The sequence below is a fragment of the Melaminivora sp. genome (genome assembly GCF_032059615.1).
Classification (GTDB): domain Bacteria; phylum Pseudomonadota; class Gammaproteobacteria; order Burkholderiales; family Burkholderiaceae_C; genus Melaminivora.
In genome coordinates, this window is the sequence record NZ_DAMCAM010000010.1 from 40575 (window position 1) to 59411 (window position 18837).

22 protein-coding genes, 1 tRNA gene and 1 pseudogene are annotated in these 18837 nt (G+C 71.6%); 12 read left to right on the plus strand and 12 right to left on the minus strand.

From position 1 onward, the window contains the following. The first annotated feature begins 93 nt into the window (after positions 1-93). From RT051_RS03710 to RT051_RS03730, 5 genes and pseudogenes are all read left to right on the plus strand, one after another. Positions 94-167 (plus strand) — tRNA-Gly (locus tag RT051_RS03710). 183 nt (positions 168-350) lie between these two features. Further along, positions 351-776 (plus strand): helix-turn-helix domain-containing protein, encoded by a 426-nt coding sequence (locus tag RT051_RS03715; RefSeq protein WP_313071939.1) that lies wholly within the window; start codon positions 351-353, stop codon positions 774-776. After that, a pseudogene (locus RT051_RS03720) lies at positions 776-1051 on the plus strand (HipA N-terminal domain-containing protein); the annotation flags it as partial. The gene RT051_RS03715 and the pseudogene RT051_RS03720, both read left to right, overlap by 1 nt. A 143-nt stretch (positions 1052-1194) precedes the next feature. Continuing rightward, the gene (locus RT051_RS03725) at positions 1195-1542 is read left to right on the plus strand and encodes a HipA domain-containing protein (RefSeq protein ID WP_313071942.1); all 348 of its coding nucleotides are present in this window, start codon (positions 1195-1197) and stop codon (positions 1540-1542) included. Then, the gene (locus RT051_RS03730; protein ID WP_313071945.1) at positions 1532-1786 is read left to right on the plus strand and encodes a hypothetical protein; all 255 of its coding nucleotides are present in this window, start codon (positions 1532-1534) and stop codon (positions 1784-1786) included. The genes RT051_RS03725 and RT051_RS03730 overlap by 11 nt, the downstream gene beginning before the upstream one ends. 92 nt (positions 1787-1878) lie before the next feature. Here RT051_RS03730 and RT051_RS03735 read toward each other — a convergent pair whose 3' ends face one another. The 3 genes from RT051_RS03735 to RT051_RS03745 all read right to left on the minus strand — a co-directional run bounded on the left by RT051_RS03735 (position 1879) and on the right by RT051_RS03745 (position 3449). Beyond that, positions 1879-2799 carry a pseudouridine synthase gene (locus tag RT051_RS03735; RefSeq protein ID WP_313071949.1) on the minus strand — a complete coding sequence of 307 codons (921 nt, stop codon included), beginning with the start codon at positions 2797-2799 and terminating at the stop codon, positions 1879-1881. A 90-nt stretch (positions 2800-2889) separates the two neighbouring features. Continuing rightward, a complete protein-coding gene (locus RT051_RS03740) occupies positions 2890-3195 on the minus strand; it encodes a hypothetical protein (protein WP_313071953.1) in 306 nt (101 codons plus the stop codon). Between the two features lie 20 nt (positions 3196-3215). After that, positions 3216-3449 carry a hypothetical protein gene (locus RT051_RS03745; RefSeq protein ID WP_313071957.1) on the minus strand — a complete coding sequence of 78 codons (234 nt, stop codon included), beginning with the start codon at positions 3447-3449 and terminating at the stop codon, positions 3216-3218. A 215-nt stretch (positions 3450-3664) separates the two neighbouring features. Between RT051_RS03745 and RT051_RS03750 the strand changes: the two genes are divergently transcribed. After that, positions 3665-5878: an AsmA family protein gene (locus tag RT051_RS03750; protein WP_313071960.1), complete on the plus strand. Its 2214-nt coding sequence runs from the start codon at positions 3665-3667 to the stop codon at positions 5876-5878. Between the two features lie 16 nt (positions 5879-5894). On the opposite strand, the gene rarD is transcribed toward RT051_RS03750, so the two are convergent. Beyond that, complete coding sequence (gene rarD, locus RT051_RS03755; RefSeq protein WP_313071965.1) at positions 5895-6773, minus strand: EamA family transporter RarD; 879 nt, start codon at positions 6771-6773, stop codon at positions 5895-5897. 120 nt (positions 6774-6893) lie between these two features. Between rarD and RT051_RS03760 the strand changes: the two genes are divergently transcribed. Next, the gene (locus RT051_RS03760; protein ID WP_313071970.1) at positions 6894-7352 is read left to right on the plus strand and encodes a thermonuclease family protein; all 459 of its coding nucleotides are present in this window, start codon (positions 6894-6896) and stop codon (positions 7350-7352) included. A 28-nt stretch (positions 7353-7380) separates the two neighbouring features. On the opposite strand, the gene RT051_RS03765 is transcribed toward RT051_RS03760, so the two are convergent. The 3 genes from RT051_RS03765 to RT051_RS03775 all read right to left on the minus strand — a co-directional run bounded on the left by RT051_RS03765 (position 7381) and on the right by RT051_RS03775 (position 9928). Further along, complete coding sequence (locus tag RT051_RS03765) at positions 7381-8388, minus strand: diaminopimelate dehydrogenase (RefSeq protein WP_313071975.1); 1008 nt, start codon at positions 8386-8388, stop codon at positions 7381-7383. A 120-nt stretch (positions 8389-8508) separates the two neighbouring features. After that, positions 8509-9435 (minus strand): DHH family phosphoesterase, encoded by a 927-nt coding sequence (locus RT051_RS03770; protein ID WP_409520532.1) that lies wholly within the window; start codon positions 9433-9435, stop codon positions 8509-8511. Between the two features lie 217 nt (positions 9436-9652). Next, on the minus strand, positions 9653-9928 hold the full coding sequence (locus RT051_RS03775; protein WP_313071982.1) for a hypothetical protein: 276 nt from the start codon (positions 9926-9928) through the stop codon (positions 9653-9655). A 220-nt stretch (positions 9929-10148) separates the two neighbouring features. On the opposite strand from RT051_RS03775, the gene RT051_RS03780 reads away from it, so the two are divergent. The 4 genes from RT051_RS03780 (at position 10149) to RT051_RS03795 (ending at position 13616) form a co-directional block, all read left to right on the plus strand. Continuing rightward, positions 10149-10436, plus strand: coding sequence for a hypothetical protein (locus tag RT051_RS03780; protein ID WP_313071986.1), 288 nt, complete (start codon positions 10149-10151; stop codon positions 10434-10436). Further along, positions 10436-11260, plus strand: coding sequence for a pseudouridine synthase (locus RT051_RS03785; RefSeq protein ID WP_313071988.1), 825 nt, complete (start codon positions 10436-10438; stop codon positions 11258-11260). The genes RT051_RS03780 and RT051_RS03785 overlap by 1 nt, the downstream gene beginning before the upstream one ends. A gap of 204 nt (positions 11261-11464) precedes the next feature. Beyond that, positions 11465-11719: a hypothetical protein gene (locus RT051_RS03790; RefSeq protein ID WP_313071992.1), complete on the plus strand. Its 255-nt coding sequence runs from the start codon at positions 11465-11467 to the stop codon at positions 11717-11719. 37 nt (positions 11720-11756) lie between these two features. Further along, positions 11757-13616 (plus strand): hypothetical protein, encoded by a 1860-nt coding sequence (locus RT051_RS03795; protein WP_313071995.1) that lies wholly within the window; start codon positions 11757-11759, stop codon positions 13614-13616. Between the two features lie 4 nt (positions 13617-13620). Here the strand turns inward: RT051_RS03795 and ylqF are convergent, their stop codons facing one another. The 5 genes from ylqF to RT051_RS03820 all read right to left on the minus strand — a co-directional run bounded on the left by ylqF (position 13621) and on the right by RT051_RS03820 (position 17892). Beyond that, the gene (gene ylqF / locus RT051_RS03800) at positions 13621-14586 is read right to left on the minus strand and encodes a ribosome biogenesis GTPase YlqF (protein WP_313071999.1); all 966 of its coding nucleotides are present in this window, start codon (positions 14584-14586) and stop codon (positions 13621-13623) included. A 57-nt stretch (positions 14587-14643) separates the two neighbouring features. Further along, positions 14644-15549, minus strand: a complete 906-nt coding sequence (locus RT051_RS03805) for an SDR family oxidoreductase (protein ID WP_313072004.1) — start codon at positions 15547-15549, stop codon at positions 14644-14646. A 16-nt stretch (positions 15550-15565) separates the two neighbouring features. Beyond that, a complete protein-coding gene (locus tag RT051_RS03810; protein ID WP_313072007.1) occupies positions 15566-16582 on the minus strand; it encodes an NADP-dependent oxidoreductase in 1017 nt (338 codons plus the stop codon). A gap of 100 nt (positions 16583-16682) precedes the next feature. Further along, positions 16683-17087, minus strand: coding sequence for a PaaI family thioesterase (locus RT051_RS03815; protein ID WP_313072010.1), 405 nt, complete (start codon positions 17085-17087; stop codon positions 16683-16685). A 13-nt stretch (positions 17088-17100) separates the two neighbouring features. Further along, a complete protein-coding gene (locus RT051_RS03820; protein WP_313072013.1) occupies positions 17101-17892 on the minus strand; it encodes an SDR family oxidoreductase in 792 nt (263 codons plus the stop codon). 130 nt (positions 17893-18022) lie between these two features. Between RT051_RS03820 and RT051_RS03825 the strand changes: the two genes are divergently transcribed. Beyond that, on the plus strand, positions 18023-18837 hold an 815-nt coding region (locus RT051_RS03825), incomplete at its 3' end, for an MFS transporter (protein WP_313072017.1).

Here is an 18837-nt window from a genome sequence, read left to right on the forward strand (position 1 = left end):
GGCGCCCGGATCGGGCAAACCGGCAATTCTAGTTTTTCTCGGCGAGGGCGGCGGCGGGCCGGCGCGGTGCCGCTACAATCGCGCCGCTGCCTGGCGGGCGTCGTTCAATGGCAGGACCTGAGCTTCCCAAGCTCAAGACGTGGGTTCGATTCCCATCGCCCGCTCCAGCCACCTGATCTGAGGCCCCCTCCAGGGCTTGCCAAGAACCCGCCTTTTCTTCAGGAAGGCGGGTTTTTTGTTGGGCTCTCGTAACGCTGTCGATGTAGTAAGGGATCCGCCTAGCAATTCAGGTATTGCATCCAAATATGATTCTTTAATGCAAAGATAAATTCATATTTGAGGTTTTAGAAATGTCCTCTTCCGAACAGAAACGCTCTGGCGCGCAGGCGGCCATGCCGCAGCCGGTCGCACGCGCGCTGCGCCGCCTGGGGCAGGATATTTCGGCGGCGCGGCGCATGCGCCGCCTGAGCCAGGAAGATCTGGCGCAACGCATTGGCACGTCACTGAGTACCGTCAGGCGGATGGAGGATGGCTACCCCGGCACCGCGCTGCACACATTCCTGCGCGCGCTGCACGTGCTGGGCAGGCTTGATGACCTGGTCAAGGCGACGGCCCTGGAGAACGACGCGCTCGGCATGGAACTGGTGCGGGAGCAGTTGCCGCAGCGGGTACGTACTTCATCTGGCAAGAAGCGTCTGGCGGCTCGCCCAGAGACAGCGGTGGGCATTGGCGACGCGCACACACAGGGGAACTCCGATGAACTGGAGGGCTTCTGATGGCAGCGCCTCGACCTTACCGGCGCCCGGACCTTGAAGTCCACCTGGGGGCAGGTGGCCAAGTCGTGGGGCGGCTGCACCTGGGTAGCGGCAGACGCAGCGCGTTCAGTTACGACGAAGGCTGGTTGCGGGATGCCCGCTTCTTTGCGCTGTCGCCCGACCTCCAGCCGGTGGTCGGTGTGCAGCATCCCAGGCAGGTGTTCTTCCTCGCGCTGGAGGACACCGCACCCGATGCCTGGGGCGAACGCGTGATCCGGCGCGCTCATGCCAGGCTGCGGCAGGCAGACCGCGACACGCCTGCACTGGACCCGGTGGACTTTGTGATGTGGGTGGACGATGAGGCGCGTGTCGGTGCGCTGCGCCTGTTCGATCCACCTATCTGCGCGCCGCAGGGCCGCACCGGCATGTGCCGCCGCTGGTGGAACTGGACAAGGTGCTGCACGCGGCGCGCGCCCTGGAGCAAGGCACGGAGAGCACTCAGGACCTGCGCTATCTGCTCGGGCAAGGCACGTCGCTGGGCGGGGCAAGGCCCAAGTCCACGGTACGGGACACCGATGGCCGGCTGGCAGTGGGGAAATTTCCCAGTCAGGCGGACCGCCGCGACGTGATCCGGGGCGAGGTGCTGGCCATGCAACTGGCGGCCCAGGCCGGCATCCGCACGGCATCCGCCCGCGTGGAAATGATCGGCGGCACGGCGGTGGCCGTCATCCGGCGTTTCGATCGCGCCAGCGACGGCGGCCTTCGACCTGAACCCGATGCCGGGTGACCGACGCGAAATCAAGACTTGGCTGACCGAGGATGCGGGCGTCGTTGACAACCCGGACATGCTGATGAGCGCCGCGCCGTATTTCAGGCTGGCCGTGGCCCAGGCCAAGGCGATCTGGAGCGAGGTGGCGCAGGCGGTAGAGGGCTGGCGCGCCGTGGCCCGCACGTTGGGCATGCAGAGTACTGATCTGCTGGACTTCGAGCCGGCGTTCGTCGAATCGGCCAGGCCCTGGCGGCCTCGCTAGGAAATGCCGCTACCGCTGAAATCCACCCCGGACGGTTCCGACCGAAGCTTCGTATAGCCAGCGAGAGCCGATGCGTTACTGTTCCAGCTGAATCACTCCAGCTCCTCCAGCGACCGCAGGCTCCTGCGGCTGGAAAACCGCCGCTCCTGCCCCGTCACTGGGTCCTCGAACGCCAGGGCGCGTGCCAGCAGCTGAAGCGGGCTGGAGTAATCGCCCGGCGCGGGGTCGTTGACCACCGGGTAGAGCGTATCTCCCACCAGCGGCAGGCCCAGCGCGGCCATCTGCACGCGCAGCTGGTGGCGGCGGCCGGTGGCCGGCTGCAGGCGCCAGCGGGCCCAGGGGCCATGGCGCTCGATCAGGTCGATCAGCACGCTGGCGTTGGGCTCGCCCGGCACCTCGTGCATGCGAAAGAAGTCGCCGCACTCCTGCAGCCGGCTCTCGCGCAAGAGCGGCAAGGACAGCCCTTCGCGCCATGGGGCAACGGCCTCGTAGACCTTGTGCACGGCGCGGTCGCGAAACAGCGCCTGGTAGCGTCCGCGCGTGGCGCGCTGCACCGAAAACAGCACCAGACCGGCCGTGTCCCGGTCGATGCGATGGACGGGCGAGAGCTCGTCCAGGCCAAGCTTGCGCTTGAGGCGTACCAGCAGCGTCTCCTGCAGGTAGCGACCTGCGGGCATGACGGGCAGGAAGTGCGGCTTGTCGGCTACCAGGATGTGCTCGTCCTGGTAGAGCACTTCTTCCTGAAAGGGCACGGGCGCTTCGTGCGGCAGTTCGCGGTAGTAGTAATAGCGCAGGCCGGGCGTGAACGGCGTGGCAGGCGTGGCGGGCTGGGCGTGCTCGTCCACCACCTCGGCGCGGGCCATGCGTGCCAGCCAGTCGGCACGCGCCACGGCGGGCAGCCGCTCACACAGGAAGTCGAGCAGCAGCCCGCCGCCGCGCGAGGGCAACACCACGCAGCTGGGGCGCACGCCGTCGCGCGTGGGCAGGACGCCCGGGTCGTGGGGGTTGTGCATGGCGCGGCATTCTAGAGGCCGTGCAGGGGCTGCACTCCGCGCGTTTTTGATAGCTGCACATCCAGCACAGACAACGGCTTGAGCCAGATTTCAGCGCAAATCAGGCTCGAACACCCCGGGCAGGGGCGGCTGGTGCTCCAGGCCGTCCAGGGCCACGTCGATGGCGTGCTTGATATGCGCCAGGGTGTGCAGGTCGCCCTCGGACTGGCGCACCGCATCCCACTGCACGGCATCGAAGTGGGCCGCGGCCTGCTCGGTCATGGCGGTGACGGTGGCCTGCACCGGCTGGGGCAGGATGCGCCCGTCCTGCTCAGGCACGGGGATGCGGATGAGAAAGCCGCGGTAGCCTTCCTCCAGGATGTGGCTGTCCGTGCGTGGGGGCGCGTTGTCGGGCATGGGCTTCGCTCCTGCAGACATCATTCCTGGGCGGTGGCGCGGCGCGCGCCGGATGCTGCCGTGGCCAGGCCGCGCAGCGCGTCCTCGCGCGAGGCGAAATGCTCGCTGGGCAGCGACACGGGCTGCCCGTCCACCTGGGCCTGGGAGAAAAAATAGCGCTTGCCGTCCCCACCGAGGCACAGCATGCCCGAATACGTGGCCCCGTCGGCCATGCCGAAGATGGTCTCCTGCGTCAGTGCATTTGCGGTGTACATGTGTCTGGCTGCCTTGGATGGTGAAAAGGGTCGAGGCCTGCGGGAGGCCATACGAAATGTTGCGAATCTTGTTGCAACAACTGCGCCCCATACGTAGGTCGACGACGCGTGTCCCTGCCCGCACCGGCTGGCATGGCCATGGCCTGTAGGACAAGCGCGGGACCAGCTGCACACCGCCTTGTGCCCGCACAGGCGGGCGCCCTAGCATGCCGCGCATGCCCTCCCCTACCCCACCCGACTCTGCCGGCACACCAGCGGCCCGCCCCGACGCCGCGGCGCAGGCACCGCGCAGGCACCGCGCACTGCGCGGCCTGGGTGTCGCCGCGGCAGTACTGCTGGGCGCGCTGCTGCTGCTCATCGTCCTGGTAGCGACCTTCGACTGGAACCGCGTCAAGCCCTGGGTGAACGACAAGGTCAGCCAGGCCACGGGCCGACGCTTCGCCATCGAGGGCGATCTGTCGGCGCGCTGGCACTGGCCGCAGCCGCTGGAGACTGGCTGGCGCCGCTGGGTGCCGGGCGTGACGGTGCAGGCCGAGCAGATACACATGGACAACCCCGACGGCTTCCTGGTGCCTGAGGCGCCGGCCCAGCCAGCGCCCGACCTGCCCGCCCTGCCGCGCCGGCCCGCGCCCGAGGCAGCGCAGGCCGCCGACGCCGCCCCGGCCGGCAAGGACGCACCGCCCCGCCCGCCCGAAGGCATGGGCACCATTGCCCGCGCCAGCGCCACCATGCGGCTGCTGCCCCTGCTGTCGCGCAGCCTGGTGCTCGACACCGTGGTGCTGGACGGGCCCGACATCGCGCTGGCGCGCCGCGCCGACGGCAGCAACAACTGGACCTTCACCACCCGCCACCAGGGCGAGGAGCGCCCGGGCCACGACAACCCGTGGGACCTGCGCGTGGACCAGCTCGTGGTGCAGGGCGGCTGGCTGGGCTATGCCGATGGCCTGAAACAGCTGGCGCTGCGTGCCCGCGTGGACACGCTCGAGCGCGGCGCCAAGGAGGCCGCCGACGGCCGCTACGGCATGCGCTTCGTCTTCGATGGGCACTACGGCAAGGGCCAGGTGCACGGCGAGGGCCTGGGCGGCCCGGTGCTCACGCTGCGCGAGAAGGTGGTGGACTACCCGCTGCGGCTCGACCTGCGCTCGGGCGACGTGCAGTCGCGCGCCGAGGGCATCGTGCGCAACCCGGCGGCGCTGGCGGGGGTGGACTTCCAGCTGTGGCTCAAGGGCCGCAGCATGGCCGACCTGTATCCGCTCACCGGCGTGGTGCTGCCCAACACCCCGCCCTTCGAGGTCGAGGGCCGCCTGCTGGGCAACCTGACGCCCGACCGCGCCGTGTGGGAGTACCGCAATTTCGACGGCACCGTGGGCGACAGCGACCTGCACGGCCGGGTCAGCTACACATCCGGCCAGCCACGGCCCAAGCTGGAGGGGCACATGACCTCCAAGCTGCTGCGCCTGGCCGACCTGGGCCCGGTGCTGGGCGCGCCCAGCGGCAAGCGCCCGCCCGAGAAAGGCACGCACCAGCGCGCCGGCAAGGTGCTGCCCGACGTGCGCTTTGCCACCGAGCGCTGGGGCGCCATGGACCTGGACCTGGCGTTCTCCGGCCAGAAGGTGGTGCGCCCCGAGGCCCTGCCGCTCGACCACCTGAGCGTGCGCGCCGTGCTGCAGGACCGGCAGCTGCACCTCACGCCCCTGCGCTTTGGCATGGCGCGCGGGCGCATCGACACCGACGTGCTGCTCGATGCGCGCACCCAGCCGCTGCAGGCGCGGCTCAAGGGCTCGGTCGAGGGGCTGCAGCTATCGGCGCTGTTCCCCAAGGTGGAGCTGATGAAGAAAAGCTTCGGCCGGCTCGACGGCGCGCTGGCCCTGCGCGGCCAGGGCAATTCCGTGGCCGCCATGCTGGGCAGCAGCAACGGCGACGTGCGCCTCTACATCCGCGACGGCACGTTCAGCAAGGAGCTGCTCGACCTGGCCGCGCTGAACCTGGGCAGCGTCATCGTTGCCAAGCTGTTCGGCGAGCACCAGGAGGTGAAACTGCGCTGCGCCGTGGCCGACCTGCGCGTCAAGGGCGGCATGGCCGACACGCGCAGCGTCCGGCTCAACACCGAGGAGGCCATCGTCGATGTCAACGGCCTGATCGACCTGGGCGAGGAGGAGATGAGCCTGCGCATCAAGCCCGCCTCGCTCAAGTGGAAGTTCTTCTCGCTGCGCACGCCACTGCACGTGGACGGCAGCTTCGCCCACCCGCGTGTGGGTGTCGAGCCCGGCCCGCTGCTGCTGCGCGCCGGCGCTGCCGTGGCCGCCGCCGCCGTGGCGCCCGCAGCGCTGGCGCTGGTGCCCATCACCGTGCCGGCGGCCGAAGACGATGCCAGCTGCGCCCGGCTGCTGGCGCCGGTGCAGGGCAAGCCAGGCAAGCAGGGCAAGTAAGCCGGCCCGCGGGCGGTCAGCGCCGCAGCGTGCGCAGCCGCAGCGCCCCGTCGAGCACCAGCACGGCCACGGCCACGAAAATGGGGCCGTAGGTCGGCCACTGCGCGGGCTGGATGGTCTCGCCCAGCAGCAGTGCCGCCAGCGCCAGCAGCACCGGCTCCACATAGCTCAGCAGCCCGAACAGGACCAGCGGCAGCCAGCGGCTGGCCGCCATGTACAGTGCCAGCGCCACCGCGCTGACCACGCCCAGCACCGGCACCATCAGCCACAGGTGCCGGCTCTCCAGCACCAGCGGCAGCGACGAGGGCGCGCGCAGCGCGAACCACAGTGCGGCCGGGGCCAGCAGCAGCATGTCCAGCCAGTGCCCGCCCAGGTGGTCGGTGGCCAGCTTGCGGCGCATGACGAAGTACACGGTGTAGCCCAGCGCCACCAGCCAGGTCTCCCAGGACATGCCGCCCGCGCGCAACACCTCATGCGCCACGCCCAGCCCCGCCAGCAGCGTGGCCAGCCACTGCAGGGGCGTCAGCCGCTCGCGAAACAGCACCCGCCCGGCCAGCACCATGACCAGCGGCAGCAAAAAATAGCCCAGCGACACCGGCAGCGCCCGCCCGTGCAGCGGCGCCCAGAGGAACACCCACAGCTGCACGCCCAGCATGGCGCTGCTGGCCAGCAGTCCCAGCGCCAGCACGGGCTGGCGCCGCACGCGCAGCGCCAGCAGCCGCACCCGGCCCCACTGCCCGAGCGCGATAAGCAGCACCGTGGTGAACGGCAGTGTGCACAGCACCCGCCAGCCGAAGATCTGCTCGCCGTCCAGCGGCGCAAGAAAAGGCGCCATGTAGTACATGGCGCCAAACATGACGGACGCCGCAACGGATGCGGCCAAGCCTTTGATCACGGGATGGAGAGGGAAGGAAGGGAGAAGAGGGAAAGAAAGGAAGGGGCGCGGCGCCGCGCCGGCGGGGATTGTCGGGCATACGTATAGTTGCGCCCTTTTTTCGCCCTGCCGCCCGCCACCGTGTCCCTCGTCACCGCCGCCGTCCTTGCCTGCCTCGTCACCGCCGTCAGCGACGGCGACACCCTGTCCGTGCGCTGCGGCGCGCACCGCCCCGAGCGGGTGCGCATCGTCGCCATCGACGCGCCCGAGATCCGCCAGGCCTTTGGCCGGCAGTCGCGCGAGCACCTCAGGCGCCTGTGCTTTCGCCAGCGCGCCGAGCTGTATCGCCTGGGCCGCGATGTGTATGGCCGCACGCTGGCACACGTGCGCTGCTCGGGTCAGGACGTGGCAGCCGCCCAGGTGGCCGCCGGCCTGGCCTGGGTCTCCACGCGCGACAGCCGGCTCGAGCGCCAGCTCGGCGCGCTGCAGCGCCAGGCCCAGGCCAGCCGCAGCGGTCTGTGGTCGCAAAAGCGCCCGCAGGCGCCCTGGGACTACCGCAAGCGCCAGCAGCGCAGGAAGACGGCCCAGGAGGCGCGCTAGCCGCGCCCTGCGGGCGCGACTGGAGGCGTCAGAGCAGGTCGGCGCGCAACTCGGCCGCGCTGCGCGGCGACAGCAGGCCGGGCGCCACGTCGAACACGGTCTTGCAACCGTGCTGGCCGCCGGCCTGCAGGCGGTGCACGGCGCGCGCATAGGCCACCAGCACGCTGGCGGTGAATTCGGGGTTGCTGTCGAGCTTGAGACGGTACTCGATGACCTGCTGCACGCCCTCGCTGCTGCTGCCGCTGCGGATCACGAAGCCGCCGTGCGGCATGGCGCCGTGGTCGCGCGCCAGCTCCTCGGCGCTGATGAAGTGCACCGTGGTGTCGTACTGGTCGAAGTAGTGCGGCATGCCGGCGATGGCTCGGCGCACGGCCTCGGGGTCTGCCCCGTCCTGCAGGACCACGTGGCACTCGCGGCGGTGCTTCTGGCGGGTGGACAGCTCGGGCCGCGAGCCGCTGCGCACGCGCTCCACGGCCTCGTCGATGGGAATGGTGTACTGCACGCCACCAGCCACGCCCGGCACGCGGCGGATGGCGTCCGAGTGACCCTGGCTCAGGCCCTTGCCCCAGAAAGTGTAGGTCTCGCCCTCGGGCAGCAGGGCCTCGCCCATCAGGCGGTTGATGGAGAACATGCCCGGGTCCCAGCCGGCCGAGATCAGCGCCGTGGTGCCGGCCGCGCGCGCGGCCGCGTCCACCGCGTCGAAGTGCTCGGGGATGCGCGCATGGGTGTCGAAGCTGTCCACCAGGCTGAAATGCGCCGCCAGCTGCGGGCTCTGCTCGGGCAGGTCGTCCTTGGAGCCGCCGCACAGGATCAGCACGTCCAGCCGGCCCTTGTGCGCCAGCAGGTCGTCCATGCGGTGCACGGCGGCGCCCGCGGTCAGGGGCCGGACCTGCGCCGGGTCGCGCCGGGTGTAGATGCCGGCCAGGACCATGTCCGGATTGCGGGCCAGGGCGGCTTCGACGCCGCGCCCCAGGTTGCCGTGTCCGACGATGCCCACGCGCAGGCGTGCAGCCGAAGTAGCTTCTTGCTCGGTCATGAGTAAAAGGTGATGCGTTGGCGGCAGGGGGAACATGAATGGCCGGCGCTGCCCTGCCAGCGCCGTCATGACTATTGCAACATCAACTCATGCGCATTATGCATGAGTAGCCGAAGCCGTTCAGGGCGCCTGCAATCGCCCTGCCAGCAACTCGGGCAGCCGCACCGGGTCGAGGCGGAAGCCGCAGGCCTGGGCGTGGCCGCCCCCTCCCATGCTGACGGCCAGCACCGAACAGTCGTAGCCGCGCTGCGAGCGCAGGCCGACCTTGACCTGGCCGTCCTCGGCCACCGACCACAGCAGCGCGAAGGTGCCGCTCCTGCGCGACACCAGATCGCCCACCAGGCTGTGGAAGGCCCCGGGCGCGTTCACCGCCAGCCCATCCTCGCCGTTGAAGCACAGGGGCCGGGCGGCGCGGGCGATGTCCTCGGCCAGGTGCTGGAATTTCTCGTCCATGGCCTGCCCGCGCGCGACGAAGTCCCGCACTTCGGCGGCCGAGAAGTCGGCGATGCGGCTCCAGCGCTCGAACTCCTGCGGCTCCAGGTCGAGCGCGGCAACGAAGCCGGCCGTCTCGGGGTAGCGCCAGTTCCACAGGTCGCGGTCTTCGACGAAGCGCACCAGGTCGGGCAGGGGCGCGCCGGGGTGGAAGAACTCCCAGCCCAGGCGCGCGCCCGACTTGTGCATATCAAAGTGCACCACGCCGCTGCGGCTGACGAAGCCGGCCAGCTCCTGGGCGGCGCTCTTGTGGTGGTCCAGCAGCACCAGGCGGGCGGCGGCCGCGTCGATCTCGGCCAGCAGCGCCGGGCCGAAGGCGAAATCCAGCACATACACGGTGCGGCCGGCAAGCGCGGGCAGATCCTGCAGGCCGCCCACTTTGCCGTGCTGCAGGGGCACGCATTCCACCTCGCCGCCGTAAAAGCGCCAGGCGGCCAGGGCCGCGGTGAAGCCGTCGGCACAGCGGCCGTGATAGAGGACGAGCGGAGCCACGTCGCGCTCGCGCGAAGGCGCCAGGACGGGGGGCAGCCCCAGCGGGGCAGGAGAGGAATTCATCATGGCCGGCATTGTCGGCGAGGCCGGGTAGCGGGGCACAGACCGGGCCGCATCGCTTTTGATAGCTGAAACCCCTCGCCAGTCAATGGCTAAAAGCGTTTTTCATCCATTTTCCAGGCGGGCCGGCGGTGCGGGCGATGCGCCGCCTTCCTACAGGCCGCTCCGCCCGGCCCTTCCATGATGGGCGGGCGCAGGCGCGCGGCTTTCGTCCTGCCGCTCAGGGCGTCATCAGGATGCGGCTGCGCGGCTGGGTCTCGTGCGGCTCGCGTACCCATTTGCGCATGCCGTCACGCCCGCTGGTGGCGCGCATCAGGAGTGCACCGGCCACCATGGCGTGCACCACGGCGCGCGTGCGCGACGGCGTGAGGAAAGCGCAGGTCAGCAGTCCAAGGCCCGCCAGCAGGGTGAATTCGTGCTCGTACGGAGCGCTCTCGCGCGCATCGTCATAGGCGATCACGTTGCGGACGGTTTCACGGAGGTCGGAGGTATTCATGCTTGGGGTCCTCATCGAAGCGTTGCGCCGCACACCCCGTGTGCGCGGCGGGGCGTCCTGCCCGGCGCACCACCCTAGGGCGCCCACACCCGCAGCCGCGCCATCGGGCAGGCCATGGTGTTGTAGGAATGCCGCCTGCGCGCCATCACTGTACGGATCAACAGGTAACATCACCCTCCCGTCGCCCACGGGTCCGTGAAACGCACATCCCCGTCCCACCATGCACATCGACCAGATCGCCATTGCCTTGCTGGGCGCCGCCGCGGCCTGGCTGTCCCAGGCGCGCTCGCCGGCGTCGCGCCGCTGGGCCTGCATCTTCGGCCTGCTCGGCCAGCCCTTCTGGTTCTACGCCTCCTGGCAGGCGGGGCAGTGGGGCATCTTCACCGTCTCGATCATCTACCTGGCCGCTTGGCTGCGCGGCGTGTGGGTGTACTGGGTGGTGCGCCGCGACGAGCCCGAGGGGCGGCGCCTGGGCACCATCCAGCTCACGCCCGGCCGCGGGCTGTGATGGACGCCGCCGCCGCGGCCCTGCCGCTGCTGTGGCGCGACGCGCACCTGGTGGCCGTGTACAAGCCCGCCGGCTGGCTGGTGCACCGCACCGGCCTGGACGCCGGCGAGACACGCTTCGTCCTGCAGGCGCTGCGCGACCAGCTCGGCCAGCGCGTCTATCCCGTGCACCGGCTCGACAAGGGCACCTGCGGGGTGCTGGTCATGGCGCTGGACGCCGCCTCGGCCGCCCGCATGGCCGAGGCCTTTGCGGCGCAGGCCGTGGCCAAGCGCTACCTGGCGCTGGTGCGCGGCTGGGCGCCCGCGGCCTGCACCATCGATCACCCCTTGCGCCCGGACGACGCCCCGCCCGACGCGCCGGTGCAAAGCGCCCTGACCCGCACCACCTGCCTGGCCCGGCTGGAGCTGCCCGAGGCCAGCGATGCCCGCCACGCGACCACGCGCGCCTCGCTCGTGCTGGCCGAGCCCGCCACCGGCCGGCGCCACCAGATCCGGCGCCACCTCAAGCACATCGCCCACCCCCTGATCGGCGACGCCACGCACGGCAAGGGCCCGCTCAACCGCTGGTGGGCCGCACGCCTGGGCCTGGGCCGGCTGTGGCTGCACGCCTGGCAGCTCAGCCTGCGGCACCCGGCCGACGGGCGCCTGCTGCACCTGCACAGCGGCCTGCGCTGGCCCGCCCAGGGGGCGACGCCGGATGCGACAGCGCCCTGGCGCGACTGGCACGAGCGCGTGTTCCCCCTGCCCTGGGTTCAGCCTGCCGCTGCCTCCGCCCCCTCCCCCGCTGGGGGAGGGCCGGGGTGGGGGCCAGCCCCGGCCGGATAGCCGACCGCAGCGTCCACCGCCAGCCGGTCCCATCCCCGCCTTCCCCCAGCGGGGGAAGGAGCCGGGACGACACTGGCGGCAGCGTCCTACCCGCGTGATCGGCCGGCGCCGCTGCCCGCACGCGCCCTGGGCGACAGACTGTTCGGGCAGACCGGCCCCGGCGCCCCGCCACGGGCCGTGCCCCCACCACCGAGGACACACCCCATGCCAGAGCAGAACGCAGAACAGAACGCCACCATCCGCGGCACCGTGCACTACCGCGAGGGCGACGGCCCCGAGCTGAAGATCCCCGAAGGCCGCGTGAAGATGCACCCCGCCGGCGACAGCATGGCGCTGAGCTGGACCACCCCCGACGGCTCGGCCGGCCAGGCCGCGCTGACCCCCGAGCAGTACCGCCAGTACGTCGAGGACGGCCGCATCGTGCCCGACGAGGGCACGGGCCAGGCGCCGCGCACCTGACCCGAAGCATGGCGCCAGGCCCTACCATGGGCCCGCCATGACCCAGCCCGGCCCCGCCCCTTCCGCCCGCCCTGCCCTGGACCTGCCCGCCCTGGATTCGGCTCCCAGCGCCGAAGGGCTGCGCCAGCTGCTGCGCGCCGCGTTGCCGGGCAAGGGCCACCAGAAGACCGCCGGCTGGTGGGAGCAGATGGATTTTTTGCTCACGCGCAGTCACGTGGACGAGGATGGCGACGCCTACCACGACGGGCTGTTCCTGACGCTGTGGAAGCGCTGGGACTTCTGGCTGGCCCTGCCGGGCACCGAGCCCGTGCAGACCGGCCACTGGGCCGCCCGCGCCTGGGCGCGCGTGACCCGGCCTGCCGCCCGGCCAGCCACCGGCGCTGCGGGCCTGCTCGGCCGCCAGCGCGGCTATGACGCGGCGGGCGAGCCCGAAGCATGGGCGCCCCTGCCCCCTGCCAGCCAGCAGCCGAGCGACGACGACGCGGACCCAGCCTCGCAGGCCCTGCGCCATGCCTGGCACCTGCTGCTGCGCTACTGGCATGCCGCCGAGCACGAGCGCCGCGGCGGCTGGCCCCTGCGGACGCGGCTGCACGCGGCCCTGTCTCGCGAGCGCGTCGCTGCGCTCATCGCCCTGCCGGTGTTCACCGAGCGCTACGACGACTGGAGCGACCCCGAACGCAGCGGCTGGTGGGACGGCGACGTCTGGCTCGGGGCCCGGCAGCGGCAGGCGTCGGGCCTGGCCCTTGCGGGCGGGCGCGGCGCGGCCCTGAAACTGGGCTGGCGCAACGGCACCGAAGGCCCCGGCGACCCTGATGACGACGCGCACGCCAGCTACCAGCTGGAGCTGCTCGGCCCCGACGCCCCGCCCGCCCCAGGCACCCTGCACCCGCCGGGCCTGCTCATCAGCTACCGCCAGCGCCAGAGCGCACCGCGCGCCCCTCTGCCCGGGCACGCCGCGCTGCATGCGGGCCGGTTGCTGCAGTTGTTCGGGCCGGCCCGGGCCCGGCTGCTGGCCGGGCACGCCCGCGACGAGGCCGCGCGCGCAGAGGCGCTGCAGGACCTGGGCGCGCCCGCCGCCGCGCCCGCCCTGGCGCGGCTGCCGCCCTATGACGCAGCGAGCAGTGACGAGGCCGTGTTCGGTGCCGAGGTCATGGCCCTGTCGCGCCGCTGGCAGGCCGCGGCGCGCGCGCACGCGGCCGAGGTGCGCGGACGCTGGGCGGGCGAAGGCGGCTGCGGCCAGGAGCCCGCCCACGCCGTGCGCGATGCCCGGGCGCTGCACGCGGCCGAAGTGCTGCAGCTGGTGCGCCAGCTCAACGCGCTGGGCGATGCCGGCGCGCTGCAGCGCCTGCACCACCGCTTCGCCTTCGCCCCGGTGGTCTTCGCCGCGCATGCCGCGCGCCATGGCTGCCCGGTGCTGGCCCTGCACTGGCGGGAGGACGGCAGCCTGCACGCCCGGGTGCGGCCGGCCGCTGGCAACGCGCCCGCCGGCTGGCGCCTGCACTGGGAGGGGCCGGACCTGGCCAGGGTTGCGCCCGTGCCGGAGGCGCCCGATGCGGCACGGCCATGCTCAGCGCCCGAAATCTCTGGAGAGCCCGGCCCTGCCGGCGCCACGGCCGCCCTGCCCGGGCTGCAGCTGCTGGGCGACGCGGGCGGCGATCTGCGCGCCCTGGCGCCGGATGGCCACTGCCTGTGGCGCCACCACGTGGGCGGGGCGGTGACGTGCATCGCCGTGCAGCCTGGTGCCAGCGGCCTGCTGGCGGTGGGCACGGCGGCGGGCTCTGTGGTGCTGCTGCGCAAGGCGGCCGGGCCCGACCCGCTGCACGCCGGCACCTCGCGCCTGCACGAGCTGCGCCGCGTGCTCTTCTGGGCGCGCGAAGCCGGACCGCTGCTGTGGTGAGCCTTCAGCCGCCCTCGTCCTGCGCCCGGTTGCGCGCACGCCGGTCGTCGCGCTTGCGCTGCTCGGACTTGCGCTCGGCGCGCTCGGCCTCGCGCTGGTCGGCTGCGGCCTGCCAGACGCGCCAGTCCTCGGGCGTCTCCAGCGTGATGGGGCCGATGGCGCCCGCGCGAAAGTCCACCAGCACCAGCTCGGCGGCCTTCTGCAGGTTCAGCCGGCCGCCGCTCATGACGGCGCCGCGCTTGCGGGCGATGCGTTCGAGCAGCTCATCGTCGTGCAGCGCGGCCAGCGCCTCGGGCGCCAGGCCCAGGCGAAAGCGCGCGTCCAGCTGGGCGCCATAGTGCTGCTTGAGGTAGCCCAGGAGCGCCATCGCCACCTCCTCGTCGTCGTAGGCATTGCGGCCGATGGCGCCGCTGGCCGCCAGGCGCTCGCCACTCTCGGGCACGACGATGCGCGGCCACAGCATGCCGGGCGTGTCCCAGAGGTAGAAGTCGTCCTCCAGCACGATGCGCTGCTCCTGCTTGGTGATGCCCGCTTCGTCGCCGGTCTTTGCCTCGCGCCTGGCCGACAGGGTGTTGATCAGCGTGGACTTGCCCACGTTGGGCACGCCCACGATCAGCACCCGCATGGGCCGCGCCATGCCGCGCCGGTTGGGCGCCAGCTGCCGGCAGCCGTCGGCCAGCCGGCGCGCGGGCGCGCGCTCGGAGGCGTCCAGGGCAATGGCGCGCGTCCCCTCGCGGGCGTTGTACCAGTCCAGCCAGACGGGCGTGCGCGCGGGGTCGGCCAGGTCCTGCTTGTTGAGCACCTTGAGCGTCGGGCGATTGCCCGTGAGCTCGGCCAGCAGCGGGTTGGCGCTGGAGGCCGGCAGGCGCGCATCCAGCAGCTCAATGACCACGTCGATGTCCTTGATGCGCTCGGCGATCGCCTTGCGGGTCAGGTGCATGTGGCCGGGGAACCACTGGATGGTGGACATGGGTGCTCTCTGGGTCGTGGGAAAGGGCCGAAAGCTTAACGGCTGGCGACCGCCGGTTCAGGCGCCGCGCAGCGCGGCGCGCAGCTGCTCGCCCACCTGGGGCCGCTCGGCAAAGGCGTCGGGCGGATTGGTGCCGGCCACGATGGCTTCCATGCGGGTCTGCACGTTGCCCAGCGCCTGCGGGTGGCTGTAGATATAGAACTGCCCCGCGCGCACGGCGTCGAACACCTTCTGCGCCACCTCGGGCGCGCTCACCCGGCCGCTCTCCACCGCCTTGGCGATCATGGCCTGGCCGATGGCCTGGCTGCGCGTGGGCTGGGCGGGCGCCCCACCCTGCGGGCGGTTGCGCTCGCTGGCGGTGATGCCGGTGGGCACGAAGTAGGGGCACAGCACGCTGGCGCCCACCTGCCCGGTGACCAGGGACAGGTCGTGGTACAGCGTCTCGCTCAAGCTCACCACGGCGTGCTTGCTGACGTTGTAGATGCCCATGTTGGGCGGGTTCAGCAGCCCGGCCATGCTGGCCGTGTTGACGATGTGGCCGCGCCAGGACGGGTCGGCGCGCGCGGCCTCGAGCATCATGGGGGTGAACAGGCGCACGCCGTGCACCACGCCCCACAGGTTGACGCCCAACACCCACTGCCAGTCGGCCACCGAGCTTTCCCACACCAGCCCGCCCGCGCCCACGCCGGCGTTGTTGAAGACCAGGTGCGGCGCGCCGAAGCGCTCGCCCACGTCGCGCGCGAGCTGCTCCATCTGCGCGGCGTCGGCGACGTCCACGCGCCGCGCCAGCACCTGGCAGCCGGCCTCGCGCATCTCGGCCTCGGCGGCGGCCAGCGCATCGGGCTGCACGTCCACCAGCACCAGCTGCATACCCAGCCGCGCGGCGATGCGCGCGCATTCCAGGCCAAAGCCCGAGCCCGCGCCCGTGAGCACGGCCGTCCTGCCCTCGAAGTTCTCGATCATGGTGTGCGCCCCCGGGTCAGATCAGCTTGACCAGCTGCTTGCCGAAGTTCTTGCCGCGCAGCATGCCCAGGAAGGCCTCGGGTGCGGCAGCCAGGCCCTCGGCCACGCTCTCGCGCGGGCGCAGTTTGCCGGCGGCGACCAAGCCGCCCAGCTCCTTCAGCGCCTCGCCCCACACGTCCATGTGCTCGCTGACGATGAAGCCCTCCACGCGCATGCGGTTGATGAGGATCAGGGCCGGGTTTTGCAGCGGCAGCGGCTGGCCGTCGTAGCCGGCGATCATTCCGCACACGGCCACGCGGGCGAAGGCGTTGGAGCGCAGCAGCACGGCGTCCAGGATGTGGCCGCCGACGTTCTCGAAGTAGCCGTCGATGCCGTTCGGGCAGGCGGCCTTCAGCGCGGCGGACATGGATTTCAGGTCGGGGTGCTGGCGGTGGTCGATGCACGCGTCGAAGCCCAGCTCCTCGGTGGCGTAGCGGCACTTGTCCGGGCCGCCGGCAATGCCCACCACGCGGCAGCCGCGCGCCTTGGCCAGGGCCCCGAAGGCGCTGCCCACGGCGCCGGTGGCGGCGCTCACCACCAGGGTTTCGCCCGCCTTGGGGTTGATGATCTTCACCAGGCCGTACCAAGCCGTCACGCCAGGCATGCCAACGGCGCCCAGGTAGTACGACAGCGGCACGTGCGTGGTGTCCACCTTGCGCAGCGCGCCGGGCTGGCTGGCGTCCACCACGCTCCATTCCTGCCAGCCGCCCATGCCGACCACCTTGTCGCCGGGCGCAAAGCCGGGGTGGCGGCTCTCGGCCACCTCGCCCACGGTGCCGCCGATCATCACTTCGCCCAGCCCCTGGCTGGCGGCGTAGCTCTTGCTGTCGTTCATGCGCCCGCGCATGTAGGGGTCCAGGCTCAGGTAGTGGTGGCGCACCAGCACCTGGCCGTCCTGCAGCGACGGGGTGTCGGCGCTGACGAGCTTGAAGTTGGCGGCCGTGGCCTCGCCCTGAGGGCGGTTGTCAAGAACGATCTGCTGGTTGCGTGGCATGGCGGGTTCTCCAGTACGGGTGGGTTGCTGACGGTTTTGATAGCTGCCAGCCCTTACGGGACAATGGCTGGAGCCGTTTTTCATGCCTGAAATGGCAGGCTCAGGCGGCCGGTGGCTGCGCCAGGGGAACGTAGCGGAAGGTGCCGGTGGCGTGGCTGCAGGCGCGGCCCTCGGCATCGTGCACCGTGCCCTCGACGAAGGCGGTGGAGCGCGTGCGGTGCAGCAGCCGGGCGCGTGCCAGCAGCCGCCCGCGCGCGGGCTGCATGAAACTGGTCTTCATCTCGATGGTGACGATGCCCAGCTGCGGCTGCACGCTGCGCGCGGCGGTGGCCAGCGCCACGTCCAGCAGCGTCATCACGGCGCCGCCGTGCGCCACGGCAAACGAGTTCATGTGCTGCGGCTGCACCTCGTAGCGCAGCTCGGCCTCGCCCCCTTCCATGCGCTCGAGCACGAAGCCCAGCTCGCGCACGAAGGGAATCTCCACGTCGAAGTCGAGCCCGGACATGGCCGCGCACGCCTCAGCCACCGATGAGGGCGCTCACGCCGCCGTCCACCGCCAGCCACTGGCCGGTGATGTGCTTGCCTGCGTCGCTGGCGTACAGCAGGGTCAGGCCCTTCAGGTCCTCGTCGTCGCCCAGGCGGCGCAGCGGTGCGTGCTCGGCCATGGCCTGCTCGCCCAGGGTCTCGATCAGCACGGCGGCCATCTTGGTCTTGAAAAAACCCGGGCAGATGGCGTTGACGCTGATGCCATGCACGCCCCACTCGCCCGCCAGGGCGCGCGTGAAGTTGATGACCGCGCCCTTGGAGGTGTTGTAGGCAATGGTCTTCATGCCGCTGGGGTTGCCGCCCAGGCCGGCAATGGAGGCGATGTTGATGATGCGCCCGCCCTTTCTCGGGATCATGCTGGCGCGGGCAATCGCCTGCGACAGCAGGAAGTAGCCGCGCACGTTCAGGTTCATGACCTTGTCCCAGGCGGCCACGGGGTGGTCCTCGGCCGGGGCGCCCCAGCTGGCGCCGGCGTTGTTGACCAGGATGTCCACGTCGCCCATGCGCTCGAGCGTCTCGCTGGCCAGACGCTGGATGTCGTCCTCGCGCGCGCAGTCGGCGGCGATCCAGCGCGCGTCGATGCCGGCGGCCTGCAGCTCGGCGGTGGCGGCCTCCAGGTCCTCGGCCTTGCGCGAGCTGAGCATGATGCGCGCGCCCGCCTCGCCCAGGGCGTGCGCCATCTGCAGGCCCAGGCCGCGCGAGCCGCCGGTGACGAGGGCGGTCTTGCCCGAGAGGTCGAAAAGCTGTTGCACGGTGCGCGCCATGGGCTGTGTCTCCTGAAGAAAAAGGTCGCGGCTATTGTGGTCCGCCGCGCGGGCCGGCGGCTGTCGCCTGCGCGATTGTCCCGCCGGGTGCCGCGCAGCGCCGCCCGCCCGCGGCGCGCGAGAATGGGCGATGCGCACGCAAGCCCCACAACCCTCTGCACGCTGGTATTTCGGCTGGAACATCGTGGCCGCGGCCACCGTCATCACCCTGCTCACCGTGGGCATGCGGCTCGGGATCGGGCCGCTGTTCCTGCCCATGGCCGAGGACCTCGGGTTTTCCCGCAGCCTGCTGTCGTCCATCGTCGCCGTGGGCATGCTGTGCTATGGCCTGGCCATGCCGCTGGCCGGCTGGCTGGTGGCACGCCGCGGCACGCGCGCGGTGCTGCTGGCGGGCACGGCCATGGTGGTGGTGGCCACGCTCTGGGCCGCCGGCACGCGCAGCGCCACCGGGCTGCTGCTGAGCTTTGGCGTGCTGATGTCGGTGGGCGCGGGCTTCACCAGCCCCGTCGCGCTCACGCCGGTCATCAGCCGCTGGTTCCAGCGGCGCCGGGGCATGGCGCTGTTCTTCCTGTCCACCGGCTCCATGGCCGGCATCGCGGTCATGACGCCGGTGCTGGGCCTGGCGCTGCAGCACCTGTCGTGGCAGGCCACCCTGCTGGGCTTTGCCGCGCTGTTTGCCGCCATCACCGTGCCGGCGGCGCTGCTGGTGGTGCGCGACGAGGCGCCCGAGGGCGGCGACGCGCCGCTGCCCGGCAGCCCCGCCGCGCAGGCCACAGGGCCCGCGCCCGGCGCGCACTGGACAGTGCTGCAGGCCATGCGCACGGCCACCTTCGCGCGCATCACCTTCGGCCTCTTTGCCTGCGGCTTCAGCATGAACCTGCTGGGCACGCACGGCATGCCCATGCTGATGGACCACGGCTTCGACGCCACCACCAGCGCCCTGGG

Coding starts and splice junctions, on each gene's coding strand:
- RT051_RS03715 (WP_313071939.1), top strand. CDS start 351: ATGTCCTCTTCCGAACAGAAACGCTCTGGCGCGCAGGCGGCCATGCCG.
- RT051_RS03730 (WP_313071945.1), top strand. CDS start 1,532: ATGCCGGGTGACCGACGCGAAATCAAGACTTGGCTGACCGAGGATGCG.
- RT051_RS03735 (WP_313071949.1), bottom strand. CDS start 2,799: ATGCACAACCCCCACGACCCGGGCGTCCTGCCCACGCGCGACGGCGTG.
- RT051_RS03740 (WP_313071953.1), bottom strand. CDS start 3,195: ATGCCCGACAACGCGCCCCCACGCACGGACAGCCACATCCTGGAGGAA.
- RT051_RS03745 (WP_313071957.1), bottom strand. CDS start 3,449: ATGTACACCGCAAATGCACTGACGCAGGAGACCATCTTCGGCATGGCC.
- RT051_RS03750 (WP_313071960.1), top strand. CDS start 3,665: ATGCCCTCCCCTACCCCACCCGACTCTGCCGGCACACCAGCGGCCCGC.
- RT051_RS03765 (WP_313071975.1), bottom strand. CDS start 8,388: ATGACCGAGCAAGAAGCTACTTCGGCTGCACGCCTGCGCGTGGGCATC.
- RT051_RS03770 (WP_409520532.1), bottom strand. CDS start 9,435: ATGAATTCCTCTCCTGCCCCGCTGGGGCTGCCCCCCGTCCTGGCGCCT.
- RT051_RS03775 (WP_313071982.1), bottom strand. CDS start 9,928: ATGAATACCTCCGACCTCCGTGAAACCGTCCGCAACGTGATCGCCTAT.
- RT051_RS03780 (WP_313071986.1), top strand. CDS start 10,149: ATGCACATCGACCAGATCGCCATTGCCTTGCTGGGCGCCGCCGCGGCC.
- RT051_RS03785 (WP_313071988.1), top strand. CDS start 10,436: ATGGACGCCGCCGCCGCGGCCCTGCCGCTGCTGTGGCGCGACGCGCAC.
- RT051_RS03790 (WP_313071992.1), top strand. CDS start 11,465: ATGCCAGAGCAGAACGCAGAACAGAACGCCACCATCCGCGGCACCGTG.
- RT051_RS03795 (WP_313071995.1), top strand. CDS start 11,757: ATGACCCAGCCCGGCCCCGCCCCTTCCGCCCGCCCTGCCCTGGACCTG.
- ylqF (WP_313071999.1), bottom strand. CDS start 14,586: ATGTCCACCATCCAGTGGTTCCCCGGCCACATGCACCTGACCCGCAAG.
- RT051_RS03805 (WP_313072004.1), bottom strand. CDS start 15,549: ATGATCGAGAACTTCGAGGGCAGGACGGCCGTGCTCACGGGCGCGGGC.
- RT051_RS03810 (WP_313072007.1), bottom strand. CDS start 16,582: ATGCCACGCAACCAGCAGATCGTTCTTGACAACCGCCCTCAGGGCGAG.
- RT051_RS03815 (WP_313072010.1), bottom strand. CDS start 17,087: ATGTCCGGGCTCGACTTCGACGTGGAGATTCCCTTCGTGCGCGAGCTG.
- RT051_RS03820 (WP_313072013.1), bottom strand. CDS start 17,892: ATGGCGCGCACCGTGCAACAGCTTTTCGACCTCTCGGGCAAGACCGCC.